Source organism: Jiella marina (assembly GCF_024359545.1).
GTDB lineage: Bacteria > Pseudomonadota > Alphaproteobacteria > Rhizobiales > Rhizobiaceae > Jiella.
Map to the genome: position 1 here is coordinate 107,034 of NZ_JAKQZG010000013.1, position 16,959 is coordinate 123,992.

19 protein-coding genes and 1 pseudogene are annotated in these 16,959 nt (G+C 64.5%); 13 read left to right on the forward strand and 7 right to left on the reverse strand.

Annotation, left to right across the window (positions count from 1 at the left end):
* Positions 1–14 precede the first annotated feature (14 nt).
* From MF134_RS19655 to MF134_RS19690, 8 genes are all read left to right on the forward strand, one after another.
* Positions 15–2,774 carry a hypothetical protein gene (locus MF134_RS19655; protein ID WP_009209201.1) on the forward strand — a complete coding sequence of 920 codons (2,760 nt, stop codon included), beginning with the start codon at positions 15–17 and terminating at the stop codon, positions 2,772–2,774.
* A gap of 556 nt (positions 2,775–3,330) precedes the next feature.
* A complete protein-coding gene (locus MF134_RS19660; protein WP_050767473.1) occupies positions 3,331–4,881 on the forward strand; it encodes a DUF6508 domain-containing protein in 1,551 nt (516 codons plus the stop codon).
* 129 nt (positions 4,882–5,010) lie between these two features.
* The gene (locus MF134_RS19665) at positions 5,011–5,241 is read left to right on the forward strand and encodes a hypothetical protein (RefSeq protein WP_024351525.1); all 231 of its coding nucleotides are present in this window, start codon (positions 5,011–5,013) and stop codon (positions 5,239–5,241) included.
* Positions 5,235–5,456 carry a hypothetical protein gene (locus MF134_RS19670; protein ID WP_024351526.1) on the forward strand — a complete coding sequence of 74 codons (222 nt, stop codon included), beginning with the start codon at positions 5,235–5,237 and terminating at the stop codon, positions 5,454–5,456. The genes MF134_RS19665 and MF134_RS19670 overlap by 7 nt, the downstream gene beginning before the upstream one ends.
* Positions 5,450–5,731 (forward strand): hypothetical protein, encoded by a 282-nt coding sequence (locus tag MF134_RS19675; protein WP_024351527.1) that lies wholly within the window; start codon positions 5,450–5,452, stop codon positions 5,729–5,731. The genes MF134_RS19670 and MF134_RS19675 overlap by 7 nt, the downstream gene beginning before the upstream one ends.
* A gap of 36 nt (positions 5,732–5,767) precedes the next feature.
* A complete protein-coding gene (locus MF134_RS24220; RefSeq protein WP_255341180.1) occupies positions 5,768–6,274 on the forward strand; it encodes a major capsid protein in 507 nt (168 codons plus the stop codon).
* Between the two features lie 14 nt (positions 6,275–6,288).
* Complete coding sequence (locus tag MF134_RS19685; RefSeq protein ID WP_148233770.1) at positions 6,289–6,528, forward strand: hypothetical protein; 240 nt, start codon at positions 6,289–6,291, stop codon at positions 6,526–6,528.
* A 13-nt stretch (positions 6,529–6,541) separates the two neighbouring features.
* The gene (locus MF134_RS19690) at positions 6,542–6,835 is read left to right on the forward strand and encodes a hypothetical protein (protein WP_024351529.1); all 294 of its coding nucleotides are present in this window, start codon (positions 6,542–6,544) and stop codon (positions 6,833–6,835) included.
* Positions 6,836–7,054: 219 nt separating this feature from the next.
* On the opposite strand, the gene darG is transcribed toward MF134_RS19690, so the two are convergent.
* From darG to MF134_RS19705, 3 genes are all read right to left on the reverse strand, one after another.
* Complete coding sequence (darG, locus tag MF134_RS19695) at positions 7,055–8,134, reverse strand: type II toxin-antitoxin system antitoxin DNA ADP-ribosyl glycohydrolase DarG (protein ID WP_009209195.1); 1,080 nt, start codon at positions 8,132–8,134, stop codon at positions 7,055–7,057.
* Complete coding sequence (gene darT / locus MF134_RS19700; protein ID WP_009209194.1) at positions 8,134–8,772, reverse strand: type II toxin-antitoxin system toxin DNA ADP-ribosyl transferase DarT; 639 nt, start codon at positions 8,770–8,772, stop codon at positions 8,134–8,136. Before darT ends, darG begins: the two co-directional genes overlap by 1 nt.
* 139 nt (positions 8,773–8,911) lie before the next feature.
* Complete coding sequence (locus MF134_RS19705) at positions 8,912–9,124, reverse strand: hypothetical protein (protein ID WP_024351530.1); 213 nt, start codon at positions 9,122–9,124, stop codon at positions 8,912–8,914.
* Between the two features lie 107 nt (positions 9,125–9,231).
* Between MF134_RS19705 and MF134_RS19710 the strand changes: the two genes are divergently transcribed.
* Both MF134_RS19710 and MF134_RS19715 read left to right on the forward strand, forming a co-directional pair.
* Entirely contained in the window at positions 9,232–9,654 is a 423-nt protein-coding gene (locus MF134_RS19710; RefSeq protein WP_024351531.1) for a peptidoglycan-binding domain-containing protein, read from the forward strand.
* A complete protein-coding gene (locus MF134_RS19715) occupies positions 9,651–9,908 on the forward strand; it encodes a hypothetical protein (RefSeq protein WP_024351532.1) in 258 nt (85 codons plus the stop codon). Before MF134_RS19710 ends, MF134_RS19715 begins: the two co-directional genes overlap by 4 nt.
* Positions 9,909–10,089: 181 nt before the next feature.
* Here the strand turns inward: MF134_RS19715 and MF134_RS19720 are convergent, their stop codons facing one another.
* Positions 10,090–10,827, reverse strand: coding sequence for a hypothetical protein (locus MF134_RS19720; RefSeq protein WP_009209192.1), 738 nt, complete (start codon positions 10,825–10,827; stop codon positions 10,090–10,092).
* A 201-nt stretch (positions 10,828–11,028) separates the two neighbouring features.
* A complete protein-coding gene (locus tag MF134_RS19725; RefSeq protein WP_024351533.1) occupies positions 11,029–11,376 on the reverse strand; it encodes a hypothetical protein in 348 nt (115 codons plus the stop codon).
* 290 nt (positions 11,377–11,666) lie between these two features.
* Between MF134_RS19725 and MF134_RS19730 the strand changes: the two genes are divergently transcribed.
* The gene (locus MF134_RS19730; protein ID WP_060576937.1) at positions 11,667–12,284 is read left to right on the forward strand and encodes a hypothetical protein; all 618 of its coding nucleotides are present in this window, start codon (positions 11,667–11,669) and stop codon (positions 12,282–12,284) included.
* Positions 12,285–12,673: 389 nt separating this feature from the next.
* Here MF134_RS19730 and MF134_RS19735 read toward each other — a convergent pair whose 3' ends face one another.
* Complete coding sequence (locus tag MF134_RS19735; protein ID WP_024351535.1) at positions 12,674–13,000, reverse strand: hypothetical protein; 327 nt, start codon at positions 12,998–13,000, stop codon at positions 12,674–12,676.
* A gap of 545 nt (positions 13,001–13,545) precedes the next feature.
* Positions 13,546–14,184 (reverse strand): helix-turn-helix domain-containing protein, encoded by a 639-nt coding sequence (locus tag MF134_RS24110; RefSeq protein WP_369695443.1) that lies wholly within the window; start codon positions 14,182–14,184, stop codon positions 13,546–13,548.
* Here MF134_RS24110 and MF134_RS19740 point away from each other — a divergent pair.
* Together MF134_RS19740 and MF134_RS19745 are read left to right on the forward strand one after the other, a co-directional pair.
* Positions 14,161–14,348 (forward strand): annotated as a pseudogene (locus MF134_RS19740) (IS3 family transposase); the annotation flags it as partial. The gene MF134_RS24110 and the pseudogene MF134_RS19740 sit on opposite strands and share 24 nt — an antisense overlap.
* 277 nt (positions 14,349–14,625) lie before the next feature.
* A complete protein-coding gene (locus tag MF134_RS19745) occupies positions 14,626–16,959 on the forward strand; it encodes a heavy metal translocating P-type ATPase (protein ID WP_009209188.1) in 2,334 nt (777 codons plus the stop codon).

The window sequence follows — 16,959 nt, forward strand, 5'->3', positions numbered from 1 at the left end:
AAGCGAGGTGCAAAATGGAACGATATTGTCGCCTTGCTGTGCTGCTGACGTTCTTTTTGACGTGCACGACTCATGTGGCCGCCAAGCAGATCGAAGCGTCCGATGCGGCCAATCTCGCGGCCCGCGTCGGCCTCGGCACGGCGAAGCTCTGGATGGATCACAAGAGCATCTCGATCCCCCCATCGTCGCTTCCTGCCGCCGAGCGCAGCGAGAAAATCGAGCAGTCGCTCAGCCGCTACGAAGAGCTTCGCAACGGCTATTCCGGCGTTTCGACCGTTGCGACTGGAGTGAAATGGGGCACGGGCGGACTTATCGCAGGCGTGGCCCTCTACGGCGGTCCGCAGGCCGCGGTGACCGTGCCGCTTACCTTAATCGGTGCCGCCTCGGCAATTTCGCTCGACCTCACGAACCGCAAGGTTGAGGAAATCGGAAACAAGCGGGCAGGCATGCTTCTCAGCACGCTCCGGAACGAACTAGTGGCTGAGTCTGGCGCCGCCAGCTTAGAGGGTCTGCTCAACAATCCCGAGCTTCTACGGGAGACCGTCGAGAAGAGCGACCGCTTTCTTCGCGACGTTAAGGAGCGGGCCCAGGCCTCCAACGACGATGAGCTAGTCAAGACCGCTGCCGAGGCGCTGTCGCGGGCCGGGGCGGCCCACACCGTCGCGACGCTGGATGCGCTGGGCGTCGTCGCGGACGACGTAGATCGCCTAGATCGGAGTTTCGGGGAGTTCGCGTCCGAGGTCAGAAACAGCCAGAAGCGGGTGCAGGATACTCTGGTCGCACACGAGGGCGCTATCGTCTCCCTAAGCGGCGATGTTACCGAGTTGGCGTCCGACGTCCAGACTGTCAGGGAGGAGGTGACCAAGCTTGGCAGCAACCAAGGCCTGATGGCGGACTTCATGTTCTCCTCCATGCCGCCATCTGAGAAAGTCCGCGCTCTGAGGTCTGGGCTAATGGACTCCCGGATCGCCTGCCCTGCGGAGCAGACCAATTGCGACGCCCAGACGATTAAAACGGCACTGATTGAACAGTACGATGGCGAGGCACGAGTAGCGATGCGGGTGCAAGCCGCGGGACAGGTGCTCAGGGGCATCAGCGACGTCCAAGCGATCACCTCGAACCTAGGAATTCCAATCGGTGAGGACGGTCAGAAGGCGATTGATATCGCTTCGGGTGCGTTAAACGCCTACATGAGCTTTATGTCCGGCAATCCGTTGGGTGCGATCGCTTCCGTCACCGGCATGTTCGGCAAGAAGCCCGATCCGGATGCGGAGCGGTTCAAGGTGATGATGGGTTACCTCAAGGAACAGTTTGGGGCCGTCAATGCCAAACTGGATGACATTCTGAAGAACCAGAAGGTGCTCCTGGATGCCGTGTCGGAGGTGTCCCGCCAAGTCCAGGCCTCCTACGAGGCGCTGGACGCGCGCCTGAGCGAGATGCAGGTCGAGCAGCAGCGCATCTCAAACGCAGTGAAATCGTTGGTTTGGCGAGAGTGGGAAGCTTGCTACACGGTTTATGCCAAGGCGATCACCGGAGACAGCATCTCCGAAGACGACGGGTCATATGTCGACCGGGCGACCCTCAGGTTCCCCTCGTTCGACGCCGCCCGCCGCCTCCTCGATGCGCGGGCTGCCCCGGCGAGCGACTGCATCCAGACCGTGCTGCGCACGACGTCGGCCGGCACAGCCAGTAGGTGGTTCGGCCACTTCTTGGACGCTGATCGCGCCCTTAACCCCGAGCGTCTGCGCGACCCGAGCACCCTGTCGGCTGCGGAAAGGGATGAGGCGAATGCGTGGCAGGGGCTTCTCACGTCGTACCGCCAGAACGTGGTCGACCCAGCCTTTGCCGTAGCGGTCGACTTCGCCATCCGCCACGGAGCCTCTCCCTCGACACTTCTGTTCATGAACGCATCTCCCATCGAGGGGGTACAGGACCTAGCGACCGTGAGCGGCGAGATCGGCAAGGGGTTCCGGTACCAGTGCACCAGTCGCGATGGGCGGGAGGCCCTGATCCGGGGACTAGTTTGCCTCCCCGGGGAAAGCGAGGACGAGATCGCGCGGGACATCACTTCGATCGCTCTCAACACTGATATTTTGCTCGACATCACGGACTGGATGCTCGTCGTGAGCCAGTTGGCGGACCTCTACGCGGAGGACCCGGTTCGGTTCGCGCGCGACATGGACGAGGTCTACCGGCTGCCCTCCTATTCGCACGGCGAGGAGATCACCCGCGCATCGGTAGACATGCTGACTCTCGCAATCGCCTACTATGCGCGCATACATGGAGGCGTCACGGCGCTTGCGATGGCGGAGGACATTCGCGACGGTCGGCTTGACGACCGCCTTGTCCGCATAGCTGAGAACAGCCCCTATCTTGCCGAGAATGCGGCTCACGTCTATCTGAACATGCTCCGCGGGAATTGGCCTCCGATGCCCGACACGGCCGAGCCCAGCTTCGCCGATAAGTACGGCCAAGCCTACGTGTATGCACAAGTCTCGAACGAGGCGAACCGTTTCGAACCGCTTTACGCCCTTTTCGGTCGCGATCGGCCCTTGACGCTCACAGAGCAGGGTGCGGTCGGGATGCAGTTCTCGGTAGGTGAGCGAAACGCCGTTCTGCCGTTACCTACCCCAGTCCGTTTCGCGGAGGGCTCTTTCGTTTATCCTCCAAGGCGTGCCGCACTGTTCGCCCAGAGGGAGAGGATGATCGAGAGATACCTAGACTATCAGCTCGGTGAGGATACCGCGCTCGCGGCTGTCGTATTGCCTCAGTAGCAGTTTCCGACTGTCGGATTGAAGAAGCGCATTGCCTCCGGTGCAGGAAGCCAAAGACGCCATCGAAAGTCGCCTGTTGGAATGCCTGTAAGGCGCGTCTCGCCCATTACGGCCTGACCCTCCGGCAGGCCGACGACGAGGCGTCGGACTGGTCCGACACGCTTCGCGATCTCCTCTTCACACCATCATCTTCGCTGATGTCAGCGATTTCCGCCGATATCAATCGCATACAATGGTGCCGAGCTGATCAACCGCTACCGGCCGTGTGCTCCGTATCCGAGCGCCCACCAGAAAGCTGCCTTATAGCCGTAGAGCCAGAGGACGCAGAACGCGATGCTGAACACCGCGAGCGTCACCGGAAGCATGAAGGAGGACAACTCCATTGGGCAGCCTCGTAGGGACGTGGGAGCCATCGTGCGTCCGTGATTGCGGACAAACCCTCAACGTCCGGTCGATGCTCCGCCGCGCGCGCGTCCGTTCGGTGGTGATGGTTAGCGAGCGGTTTCCATGAGACGCCCGGCCATAGTATCCGGTGCCGGACGTCGGGGAGGATCGCATGGGCACGGCTGCAGATAGGCTGACTGAGTTCTGGGGTGGCTTCGAGGGCGGCCGCCACTGGATCCACCCCGCCGACGAGGCCATCCTTCGGCAGGACCGCTACGATGCCCGCGTCCGCTGGGACGCCCCGGAGAACCAAACCGACGCCGTTGACGAGTTCCGCCGCGAGCGGTCCCGCCTCCAAGCCTCGCTGATCCCGCAGCCATATATCGGCGACCTGCGCCGCGCGGACATCGTCCTGTGCCTCTTGAACCCCGGCCTCGACCCCGGCAACTGGCTCGACGAGGGCAGCCGGACAGTGACGCGTGCCCTGAAGCTTTCGGGACTGCATCAAGCACCTCTCGCGTCACCGTTCTGGTGCGTCGATCCCGAGATCGCGAACACGGGCGCCTTCCGATGGTGGTGGCCGAAATTTGCCGCCCTTGCCGACGGGCTGGTTGCCGACGGCTGGTCGTTCGACGAAGCAATGTCGTCCCTTGCGCAGCGCGTCGCCTGCGTGGAGATCGTCGCTTACCACTCGCGGAGATCCAACCTCATCAGTGACGACCTCATCGCCGCGCTGCCGTCGTCCCAGCTCGCGATCGAGTTCGTCCGGGAACGGGCGACCGAGGGCGCGCAGGTCATCTTGTTCCGCAGCCACGCCGGCTGGGGCCTCGCCGACGACGGCGACCGCGTCCGCCTGGTGACCGACTCCCAGCGGTCCATCAACGTCGGACCGGACACCCAGGCCGGCGGGATCATCCGGCGGAGGATGAACCCCGACCTCGCGGCGCTCGCCCCGTTCGCCGACGCCTTCGCGGCGCCCGGCTTCTTCTTCGGCGAGTGGGCCGGCGGGCAACCGATGGAAGGCGGCGCGGTGCAGATGCCGTTCTTTTCGATGTCGGATCCTGCGCAAGCCTTCGTCACCGCTGCATACGATGGCGGGTGGGTGCCGTCGGACTTCTCGTGGACGGACTGGCACGGCGCGAAGGAGGCAACCCGCCTCCAGCGCGAGCCCGGCGCGGTGGAGGCGGCGAGCGTCCGTCAGCTTGCCAAGCTTCTGACGACGCTGATCCGGGGCGACCGGTTCTCGGAAGGCACGCTCGCGTCCGCGTTCGAGAGCGGGCTTCTCCCCCGCATCCTCCGCCGGGTCGCGGAGCTGGCCAATCTGACCGGGTATCAGCCCATGGAGCTACCGGACCCCTGGTTCACCCTGACCGTCCATGACGGGGCGTCGCTCGAGCTGCCCGGCATCTACGAGTGGGTCATCCAGGGCGTCGGCAGCTACATCGGCCGCTACACGCGCGGCACCCGCCCGACCCGTCAGTATACCCAGAACGTCCGCAACCTGCTCGCCGGGCGGGGATACCGCGCAGGGAACGCTGCCGGGTTCAGGCGCATCCATGTCGCGCTGGCGGACGCGGTGCGGGCTGGACGGGGCATCGAGTTGCACATTCTCGAGAACCCGGCGGCGGGGAACATCGGTGCGCGGGAAATGGCGCTGATCGCGGAGCGTGGGACGTTGAACGGCACGGGGCAGCCGGGCGGGGACGGCGCGCCGCCCGAGTAAGGGATCAACGGCGGCCGCGCAAATCCGCCGTCAACAATCTGGGAATCGCCCTCCCAACATCATCATGCCTGCCGTCGAAAGTTGCGGCCAAACCTGCCGGAGTCCTTGCAACAAAAGGAGTCGGGCAGGATGCCGAGGCGGCCGCGCAACAGCGCCGGGGTGATGATTGAGAGCGGCGATGAGACGACGCCGCGCGGTGAGAGCGCCTCCAACCGCGTGAAGTCGCTCGCCGCCATCGCGTTGATGCTTGACCGCGACCGGAACACGATCGCGAAATGGCTGGAACAGGGCTGCCCGGCCATCCAGCGCGGCAACAAGCGACCAGAACTCCGTGGGAGCTGGACATCGCCGACGTGGTGAAGTGGCTCGTCCGCCGGGCCGCCGAGTCCGAGGCGACGCGGTCGCCGCCGAGCGAGCCGGGCCACATCCCGGAGGACGAAGCCAAACGCCGTCGCGCCGCCACCCTTTCCCCCGGAGACATCCCACATGGCCGACTGGCTCACCCCCACATCCCGGACGAAGTCTTCATCCTGTCGGAGGCCAACGGCTTCCGCTCGCGCGGCACCGCGTGCTGAAGGCCGGCGCCGACTACCAAGCCGGCACCGTGCTCGAGTCCGAGGAAGTCGACGGCGACCCTACCGGGTTCGCGGTTCCGTACGTCGGCGCCGAGACCGCCGTCATCCTGTGCCGCCACGTCGACGCGACGGACGCCGCCCCGCTGGTGGGGGTCGAGGCTGCGGTCATCGATAGCGACGAGGTCAAGCGGTTCGAGCTCACGCTACCGACCGTCCCAGCGGCCGCCGCTTCCGCCATCGCGGCACTCGCCGTGAACGGCATTAAGGCCCGCTGAGCGCGGTCCTCCCCACATCCCTTGGAGACGCACACCGTGCTCAACCATTCCGACCTCTTCACCTTCACCAGCCTGACGACGGCCATCAACAAGGACCCCAACGCACCCGACGACCTCGGCCGCTGGTTCAAGTGGCACGCCCAGGGCATCAGCACGCTCACGGCGATCGAGGAGCGCGACGGCGTCATCGGGCTGGTCCAGTCACAGCCGCGCGGCGCCGCAATCGGTCAGGCGGGACACCCGCCGGGCGAAGGCTCTCCCGGTGCCGCACTACCCGCTCTACGACTCGATCCTCGCCACAGAGGTGCAGTCGGTCCGCGCCTTCGGCAGCGACAGCGACAGCGACAGCGACAGCGAGATGGAGACCGGGTGCTGGCGAACGGCAAGGCGTGGTCCTGCAAGAAGGCGCACACCGTCAAGGCGAAAGCCTTCTGCACGAAGACGACGGGGGCGTCGTGCTGTGGGAGCGAGCCGAGAAAGACGTCCCTCTCGATGCGCGGCGGTCTAGCTACGTCGATACCGACCGGGGCGCGCGAACGGTGAACTGCGCGCTGCACATGCTGGAGCGCGAAGCCCTCCTACAGGCACAGTGCGTGCGCTTCAGCGGCGAAATCCCTTGGGAGTTGGCCCGCGAGCTCACGGTGGACGACGAGATCCGGGTCGCGGGCCGCTACATCTCGGGCGCCGCGCCGGTCGGGAAAATCATGGACCTAGAGCTGTCCGCCGACGGGGACGGCAACCGTGTCGCGAGCTTCACCACCGGCTGCGTGCCGGGCGACGGCGATCCCGCCCGATGACGAGTTCGATGAGGTGACGGGCGCCCTCGTCTACAAGGTGACGGGCAAGTCGGCTTCGACGCCCGTCAACGCGATGTCCCTTCGGATTGCGACGCCGCGCGTGTTCGAGTGGTCGAACCAAGCGGCGTCGCAGCTCGCCGCGATGTTCGTCGCCGACGACCCGGAGAAGGAGTTGGCAACGCGGGTGACGCAGCTTGTCGTCGGCTACGACGCCTTGCGACAGGAGGACCTGCTTTCAAGGAGGCTGCGGGTTACGTGCCGGCCGTTGGCGCTGCCGAGGCAGATCGACTTGGAGTCCGAGGCATGAGCAGCTCGTCCACCCGTCAGCTCGTCCGCGCGCTCAAGAAGGCGACCCGGCCCATCAGCACCCGCGTCCTGCGGGCGGCGGATATCCGCGCGGGTCGCGGGGAGAGCGCGCAGGAGTTCACCGTCATCGGAGCGCGCCGGGCACCAAGATCGATGTGTCGGCGGCGTTCGTCAGCGTGTCGGTGCCGGATGCGGAGCCGAATGAAGACGTACCTTCCGGTTAGGCTTCCTCGGCTATCCGTCCGGTTAGCCTCTCAAGGGCGAGCTGAAGCATCCGGTCATCGAACAGACGCTGCTTACGCTCGCCAGCTTCGATCCCGCCCGCCCAGTTGCGAAGACCTTCCCGCACCGCAGGAACGTTGGCCTCAGCCCCGTGATCGAGGAGCCAATCGATCGTCCCTAGCAGCTCCATACCCAAGGGGGACTCGAAGCCATCAATGGTGTCCGATGTTGCGTGTAGGGCTGCCAGATAGGGACGAGCGTCTGCCGACTTCAAGTAGGCTGCAACGTGGTCGCGCTTACTGTCCTCAAACCATACAATATCCAAGGGTCCAGCATCAGCAATCCGCCGCTCGCAGTGCAGGTAGCTACCGTCCAAACTGTTCAGCAGGTGTTGCAGGTTCTGCGCATAGGGGCCATACCGCTCCGCCTTGTAGGCTAGCTTCAACGGACTATCTACCCCAGTCGCTTTCACATTTCGATCAAGCAAGTAGGTCAGTTTCTGGATTTCCAGCATTGTGCATTCGATGCCTAAGATCCAATACCGACGCACCAACTCTGCAACCAGAGCACGCGCAGGAGTGAGTTTCTCGACGCCCTCTCGTTTGGCGACGTTCTGATAGACATCAGTCGGCTCGTAGACGATCACATCAACATCAATCAAATCACCCAGAGCCTGCTCGATACGCGGCCTCACTTCCCGCCAGTCCAAGCCCCCGTTTCCGCTGCCGAGTGGCGGCAGAGCAATCGACCGTACGCCGTTCGCAATCACGAACCGCTTGAGATCTTCCAATCCTTGATCGATCCACTCGATTTTCGACGGGTTTCGCCAATGCTTTTTGGTGGGGAAATTGACGATCCAGCGTGGTCCGCCGACCCAGTCGGTTCGCTCTGTAACGAAGATCTGGCCGACCTTGATTTCTTCGTTCTTGCAGGCTGCAGCATAAGCCCGAAAATTAGCCGGGAACGCCTCCTTGAACATGAGGGCAATGCCTTTTCCCATCACGCCCACAGTGTTGACCGTGTTGACGAGGGCTTCAGCACCCGAGTTGAGTAGATTGCCTGAAACAAATCTAATCATCAGAAGTAGTATTTCCGCTGTGCGATGACCCGCATATTTAACCCCCGGCGCTCGGTCTGGCGCTTCACAGAAGCCATGACGGCCTCATTATAGCATGCGATACCCAATAGACCAGCACACGGAAGCGACCTGTGGACAAGTGCTTCTGCTTGATATCGCTCGAACTTGCCGGGATCCTCCGCATTTCTCTTGAAGTCCTTCGCCCGCAATATTGCCCAGTCTATTTCATTCAACCTTTGCATGTCCGTATAGAATCTTGCAGCCTGTAGATATGCATGCCGATCCGTGAAGACGATTGGTAACCCAGCTTCATTAAGCTTGTGTAGCGACGAGACGAGAACGACGATCTCCTCATTGGCCCTCTTCCGGATCCCGCCATATCCAGTTTTGATGTTGAGCATCATCGGAGAGAATGGGGTGAAGTAGAACGGTACGTAGTCGCCCAGCGTGCCGTTTGGATGACACGGAACCGGGTGATTGGTTCGCCTATCGATCAGCTCGAGGTTGCCGATAGCGACGTAGTTTGGGTCCGAGACGTGGGCCTTCTTGCAGTGCAGGCCGTTGTCCAAAATCCATTCGACATTGTCCCGATGTACGATCCGGAAGATCAGGGCCCTCTCTGCCGTCAAATCAGCCATACATCCACCATCCGAGCACCCGTCGAACGCAACATGCGGACATCTTGTTGATGGCTAGCGCCAGCGTAGATGTCCGGATGTCCTATCGTCCTTGTCCATGGGAGGATGGGCTACCACGCCAGTTCAAGTGACTCCAGAATTACCTGACGACACTCAGTAGCGGCCGCCCCGCCCTCGTCGCCGCCCGCTCCAAATCCTCGGCGGCCTCGGCAAGCCGACGCATCGCCGACGCGAGCGCCGGGTCGCGGTTGTCCCGGTGCAGGATTTCGGCCATCGCCTGGGCGTCGTAGGTGGATCCGAGCAGCTCGGCCAGCTTGTCCTTTGCGCGCTGATGGGCAACACTTTTTGGCATCCGGACCTCGAAAGTTGCGGCGCAACCGCGCCTGGTGATGGGGAACGCGCCCCGGCGCTGACCGATCGCCTCACCAAGCCGAGCGCCCGGCCGGTGCCCGGCTCGCGGTGGACGGCGACTTCGGCCCGAACGTGAAGCGCGCGGTGGTCGCCTACCAGAAGGCGCACGGCGCGAAGGCGGACGGCGTCGTGGGGCCGGAGACGTGGAGCCACTTGGAGAAGCAGCTCCCGGGAGAGCGCGAGAACCTCGGCAAGACGCCCGTTGCCGAGCTGCCCAACGTCGGCAAGGTCGCCACCGCCACGGCCGCCGCCGTCTCGCTCGGCCAGGCGAAGGCGCAGCTCGAGGCGGCTGCCGCTCAGGTCGGTGGCCTCGCCGGTCAGGTCGCCGGCATCCCGAGGCTCGCCGACGCCGCGGAGGCGCTGGCATCCGGCGTGGTCGCCGTCGCCGGCCTCGTGGGCGTCGCCGCGCTGCCCTATGCCGGCTACGAGTGGCTCCGGTCGCGCCGGACGTACGAAGGTGTCGCCGCATGACCACCGTCCTCGCCTGGTTCGCCGGCACCCGCGTGGGCCACTGGCTGGCCGCCGCCGGGGCGGGCGCCCTCGTCGCCCTCGGCATCGTCGCCCGCGTGTACGGCGCCGGGCAGCGCGCCGAGGAGTCTCGGCAGACGCGAGACTCCCTCGACGCCCTGCGCGAAAGGAACCGGACCGATGACCAGGTTGACGCTCTCAGTGCTCGCGCTCGCCGCGATGAGTTCGCTGGCTGGGTGCGCGACGACCGCGCCTAGCTCCGGCTGCGACGGCTGGCGCGCGATCCGGCCGACGGCGGCCGACGGCGGCCGACGTCGCGAGCACGTCGGACGAGCTCGTGCGGCAGGTCGTCGAGCACAATCGGCACGGCGCCGCGCGGTGCGGATGGCGGGCTTGAAACAAAGAGGCCCCGGCGAGTGATGCCGGGACCTCCATTGTTCAGCGACGCGCCATCGCATTGGCGACGATCCGGTTGAGATGCTCCAGGTCGAACTCGCATTCCTCCATCCAGTGGAAGATCGCGTCGTTGGCGCCCTGCCAGTCCAGGACCCCAAGCGGAGCCGCCCGAAAGGCCGTGGAGCCGTGCCAGTTCTCCTGCGCCCACCGGGAGAAGTCGTACTGGTCCTTGAACAACGCCCGCCCACGCTCGTCGGCGAGGATCATCAGGCTGAGCCAGCCAAAGTCGTCCATCCACTCGCGAAGCAAGCCGATGTCCACGTCCTCGGCTTCCCGGCGCGCGTCCTCGATAGCGCGCTCGCGGGCCTCGAGTTCGTCCGCGACATCCTCGGCTCCAGACACCTCTCCCTCGACCAGCGTGGCGCCGAAGCGCTCTGCGATCGCCTCCAGCGTCGGCTTTTGGGTCGCGACCGTGCGCTCGATCAGCGCGTCGAGGGCCGTGCCCCCCGTGATGTTGTTGGCGATGCCCGCGTCCGTCACGACCTTTCGGAACTCGGCGAACTGCTTCTTCGGCAGCGTCAGGTTCTGATAGAGCCAGCGGGCGACGTCGGCGGCTTGGGCGCCCTTGATGAGGCCGCAGACCATCTGGCTGGGCGGCTCCTGCCCCTTGCGGATCGCCGACGGCAAGCTGCGGAACCGCTCAGCGGCGACCGCCGCCATGCGGTCCAGCGTCTCAGTGTCGAGGTGTGCCTTCGGCGTGAACTTCAAGATCTTGGCCATTCCTGTTTTCCTTCCGTTGAGGTGCTGAGGGGCACCCGATTGCCCGCGAGTCGGACGCCGTCGTGCCGCCTATGCGGCGGACCTCGACTGCGTGCTCTGGGCGGAAGGAGAGAATGGCGGCGGGATGCATGATGAGCCTTCTTAGGGGTTGGGTTGGGCACCGAGGCCCCGGCTGATGGTGCCGGCCGGGGCCTCGGTCGTTCAGCGGTTCTTCAGGACGAAGTCGACCTGCCAGAGGACGTTGACCGTGGTGTGCGAGAGCCAGTGGGAGAGCGTCGACCGGACCACCGATGCCGGCATGCCCTCGATGGGCACCTTCACCTCGGGCGTGACCGCCAGCATCTTGTCGATGTTCGCCTCCATGAAGGCGGCGAGGCGCTCGGTGGAGCCGAACGGCTGCGGCTGCGGGCGCGCCTTGAAGACCGTGATGGCGACGATCGCCAGGCCAGCACCCTCCTCAAGCCAGTCGAGGAGGCGGAGCACCTGCTGGCGCTCCCCTTCGATGCTAGCGGCGCGCGCCGCGCCGTCGTTGTTGTCGTTACTGATCATGTTGTCCGCAGTTCCTTCCAAATCGCGCATAGGGGCGCGTGTCCCGCGAGTCCGACGAATTCGAGCCGCCTATCAGGCGGACCTCGGCATCGTGCTCGGGGCGGAAGGAAAGGAGGGCGGCGGCGGACATGATGGCCTCGTTGAAGTGGACGGCCTGGATGACAGGAGTCGCCCGGGGGAGTCTAGCCCAGGCCGAAACGGTGTCGAAACTCGGTTCTCGCGCGCCTTACGTCGTCCCTTGCATTTTAGACGTCCACCATCCTCCGACACCCAGAAGGAGGGACACCCCCATGCTCGCCGCCATCCTGTCCGCCATGCGCGCTATGGCATCCGCCGCCGCCCACCTCGCCGCGCAGGGTTTCCGCTACGCTTGGTGGGCCGTCGAGTGGACGGTTTCCCTCCCCGGCCGCATGCTCAGCGGTGGCGGAGGCGGCTCCCTCCCCCTGCCGCCCGATGCAGCCCCACCGCCGGACACGGCAGGCGAGATCGCCGCGATGGTCGCCAAGCGCGGCAAGGGGCGCGCCCTGCCCGGCGCGCTGCCGTCCGATCTCGACCCGGCGCCCGACGGCACCGACCCGGTGTCAGCAACGGTGCACGCTTACGCCCGCGCGTCGGCGACCGACCGCCGGCAGGTGTCCCTTGAGGCCCTGTCGCCGGACCAAGTGTCGTGGCTGCTTCGGCTCCAGCCGCACGACCTCGACCGCCTCGCGGCAGCGGGCGGCTTGGTGTGTGGGCGCCTAGCGCGCGGACTGGGCGGTGGGGCGCTGGGTGTCGAACCGTGCAGGCGTCGGGAGCCGGAGCTGACGGAGGCGGAGGTCTCCGGCCGGGAGGAGGTGCCGGTGGTCGAGGGGTTCGCCGAGCGGGTGCGGCGTCGAAGGGCGGGCGGGCCTCGGCTCGTCATGGGGTGACGGATGTCGCTGGGGGCTTGTCTGGGGCAAGCCCGCCGGCGTGACTGGCATCACACGGTCGGTGGCGACATTACGATGAAGCTTGCTCCCCATGCGGGATACCGGAAGGGTCTAAACGAGGGGCGGTCCGGAGACGGGCCGCCCCTCTTCGTTTCTCCTCTTCGAGGACCAGCCACGATTGTGCCCGCTTTCAAAAAGGCTTTCTGACGCCTCAGTGATAACAATACGTTACTGGGATGTCCGCAAGGGATTGCGCGATCCCTGCAATGACTTCGGCCTCCTAAGATCGCCCGATTGAAGCAGTTAGAGTGACTGACCGTCTTTGCCCTACCGCATCTACTCTTTGACATAGCCTAAGGGGTGCCGTGGCGCGAGTTCCATCGCCGCCGCTACCGCGGTGGCGGCCCGGTGCCATATCCGCCGAGCGGAATGTCAGGTTGCAGTTCGCCCTCCTCGCAGAAGCGAACGCTCCACGCCTCCTTGCCGCCCGCCCATCTGACGGCCTCGACGAATGCCTTAGAGTGACCGGCGTCGCGAAGCTTCTGCAACCTGTCCTCCAGGATAATTCCTGGTCGCCACCACCCGCCGGTGCCTACCGTGAAGCCATCGTCATCATTCATGACCGTGATCGGAGCGTCGATCCGCCAGACCGACAAAAGATCTGCGTCTTCCTGAGTGAAATGCTGCCACGAGATTTTGAGGCGCTCCTGGCTCATATGGTCCTCCCTGATGCACGATCAGGCTACGGGCGAAGTACGCAAGGGACACGGCTGGCCGGAAGCTAACCTCCCGCCGGGTAGCCGGCGAACGTTCGCAGCGAGTGTATTCCGACGTGATCATCTTCCGCTCGAGCCGTTGCAGCCAGCACTTCGCATCCCACTCAAACTCGCCGGCCTCGGCGCTTTCGATCGATCTGCCACGAAGTCGATCGGCGGTCTTGGCGGATGGCAGCCTCAGTTCGAATGCGAGGGAGACAGCGTTCGCGACACCATCGGCGCGCCGACGGAACAAAGGGCGTCTGCAATCGAGCAAATCAGGTTGTCCAGATGTGCACGAGCGTATCGGTTTAGTGCCTTGCTGTAGTGCATTTGTTCGATGGGGATTGCCGAACACATGAACTTTCGACAGCTCCGGTGACCACACTGGATCTCCCAAAGTTACTTAGTGAGGCAATCCTCGATTTCTCAGCGTCTGAGCGACGCGATCCGGTCGGGCCGACGCGACCCCGGCTCGGGTTCCGGGCGAATTCGGTTGACCGGCCCTAACAATCCGCCCGATCAGACCTCGCCAGTCGGGACACACGGCCGCGTCCGTCTGCTATCGACTGCCCCCTTGCGGTCTTCTCCGAAGCGGTCGCAAGCCGAACACCAACCGCATAGCGCTCGCCATGGGCGATGAACACCGCTCCGAGAGCCTCGAGAGCTTCGCGGATCCTTGCGGCGCTACTAGCCTTCGGGACCCTCAGACCGTTTTCGAAATCGTTCAGCAGGCTGCGCCCGCAACCCGCTCGCTCGCACAGCTTGCCTTGGCTGATGCCAAGCATTGCTCGTGCGCCCCGGCATGCGATGCCATCGATGGGCGGATACTCAGGCAAGGCGAATCCTTGCAATCCGGATCGCTCCAGTCGGGTCCCATTCCTGTCCGCCTTACCTCCAGACTGACGTTCCAGCATTCGCTCCAAGGATCCATGCGCGACGCATGTCAGTCGACGTTTCAGCCAATATGCCCGAATCCTCATCTCGCGTCGACGGCGCCAGCGTTCGCTGAGCATGAGCGGCCCACCGTAACGCAACCAACCGGCCTTTCTAACCCCCGTCGGCTGATGCGAACGGTAGAAGAGATCAAGATTGCAAACCTTCAGCTTCATGGCGTCAGGTTGTTCAAGGCCGAGGCCATCCATTGGCGGGGGCCGTGGCGCAGCTTCGGAGCCGTCGAGTTCGCCACCCTCGAATGGGTCGGCTCGTTCAACAATCGCCGGCTTGTCGAGCCAATTGGCAACATCACACCCGTGAAGCAGAAGCCGCATACTACGCCGAGCTTGAGGCAATGCCGATCGCTGCCTAGGACTAAAGCTAAACGGTCTCTGGGAAACCCGGCGCGTTTCAGCGGCATCCTACATCGAGAGCTTGGTAGGCACTCAAGATCAAATATCTGGCGTAACCTCAGTATCTCCGCTCGCCGCCACCTCCCCGTCGATTCCATTATCAGGTGGCTATCGGCTTACTGGAGATCCGCGCCAGTCCTGTCAGAAGGAGCCCTCACGACTATCATTGAAAATTGGCTTGAGCTTCCAGCCACTGGAAGCTCGATGATGAGAAGACAGACCGGAGGTTGGCAGGCCATGGACCATGATCATCATCACGCGGCACCTGACATCCAGGCGGGGACCGAGACGGCGAGAGACCCGGTTTGTGGGATGACGGTCGCAGTCAAGCCCAACGGGCGTCACGCTGAGTTTGGGGGCAACACCTTCCATTTCTGTTCCGAGAATTGCCAGACGAAGTTCACCATCGATCCCTGGTTTTACGGCTCGGGTCGAGCAGCAGGACCGAAGCAGGCTGTGCCGGTCAATATTCAATACACATGCCCGATGCACCCTGAGATCGTCACCGACGCTCCGGGGGCCTGCCCGATCTGTGGCATGGCGCTGGAGCCGATGCTGCCTTCCGACGAGCCCAGCGAGGAGTTGACCGACTTCACCCGCCGGATGTGGATTTCGGCGGCGGCGGCGGTACCGCTGATCGTGCTGACCATGGGCGAACTGGTGGCGCTACCCGTGCGCGATTGGATCGGTCACCAGACCGCCAGCTATCTCGAATTCGTGCTGGCGACGCCGATCATTCTCTGGGCGGCTCTGCCGTTCTTTCAGCGTGGCTGGGACTCGGTGGTGAACCGTAGCCCTAACATGTGGACACTGATCAGCCTCGGCGTAGCGGCAGCCTATCTCTACTCGTTGGTCGCGACATTCCTGCCGGGCGTCTTTCCCGATGCTTATCGGATGGGCGAGGGTGTCGGCACCTATTACGAAGCGGCCGTGGTGATCGTCGCGCTGGTATTCGTCGGGCAGGTCCTGGAACTGCGTGCGCGCGAACGCACTGGCGACGCGATCCGCGCGCTTCTGGACCTAGCGCCCAAGACCGCGCGCCGCATCTTGCCTGATGGCTCGGAATATGACGCGCCGCTGGACAACATCATGGAAGGCGACCGTTTGCGTGTGCGCCCGGGAGATGCGGTGCCGGTCGACGGGACGGTTATCGAGGGCCGATCATCCTTGGACGAAAGCATGCTCACCGGCGAGTCGATGCCGGTGGAAAAGGGTCCGGGCGATGCCGTGACCGGGGCTACGATCAACAAGAACGGCTCGCTGGTGATGGAGGCGGGTAAGGTCGGATCCGACACGGTGCTGGCACAGATCGTGACGATGGTATCGAATGCACGCCGTTCCCGCGCCCCGATCCAGGGACTGGCGGACAGGGTGTCGGCGGTGTTTGTCCCGGCGGTCGTGGCCATCGCCGTTTTCGCCTTCGGTGTCTGGCTGACCTTTGGCCCGGAACCCGCGCTTGTTTTCGCCATAGCCTCGGCCGTGTCCGTGCTGATCATCGCGTGTCCTTGCGCCCTGGGACTGGCAACACCGATCTCCATCACCACGGCGGCGGGGCGCGGGGCGCAGGCTGGCGTTCTAATCAAGGACGCGGAGGCGCTGGAGCGCATGGCGGCCGTTGATACACTGATAGTCGACAAGACCGGCACGCTGACCATGGGTAAGCCGAAGCTGACCGATACGCTCGCGCTCGGAAACCTGACGGAGCCCGACCTCCTATCACTGGCGGCAGCGCTGGAGCGCGGCTCGGAACACCCGCTGGCCGAAGCGATCGTCGAGGGAGCTGAGGCGCAGGGTGCCCCGCGTCAGGAAGCCGCGGACTTCGAAGCAGTCACCGGCAAGGGCGTGCGCGGCAACGTCGGCGGGCGCGCGGTTGCGCTCGGCAACTCCGCTATGATGCGGGAGATGGGGCTGGATGTGACGCGGGCCGAAGGGAAGGCCGACACGCTGCGCGCTGAAGGCAAGACGGCGATGTTCATTGCGGTTGAGGGCGCGCTGGCAGGCATCGTGGCGGTGGCCGACCCGATCAAGGAATCAACGGCGCAGGCAATCAGGGAACTCCACGGCCAGGGGCTACGCGTCATCATGGCGACGGGCGACAACGAACGCACGGCGCAGGCGGTCGCGGGGCGGCTCGGCATCGACGAGGTCCGCGCGGGCGTGCTGCCCGAGGCCAAGAAGGACCTGATCGACCAGTTGCGCCGCGATGGCCACAAGATCGCGATGGCAGGCGACGGCGTCAACGACGCGCCCGCGCTTGCCGCCGCCGATGTTGGCATCGCCATGGGAACGGGCGCAGACGTGGCGATGGAAAGTGCGGGGATTACCCTCCTGGGCGGTGACCTGATGGGCATTGTCCGGGCGCGCAAGCTGGCGCGCGCCACCCTGCGCAACATCAAGCAGAACCTGTTCTTCGCCTTCGCCTACAACGCCCTCGGCGTACCGGTCGCGGCAGGGCTGCTCTACCCCGTCACCGGGCTTCTGCTCTCCCCCATGATCGCGGCAGCGGCGATGAGCCTGTCTTCGGTATCAGTCATCAGCAATGCACTTCGGCTCAGGCGGGTCGACCTGTGA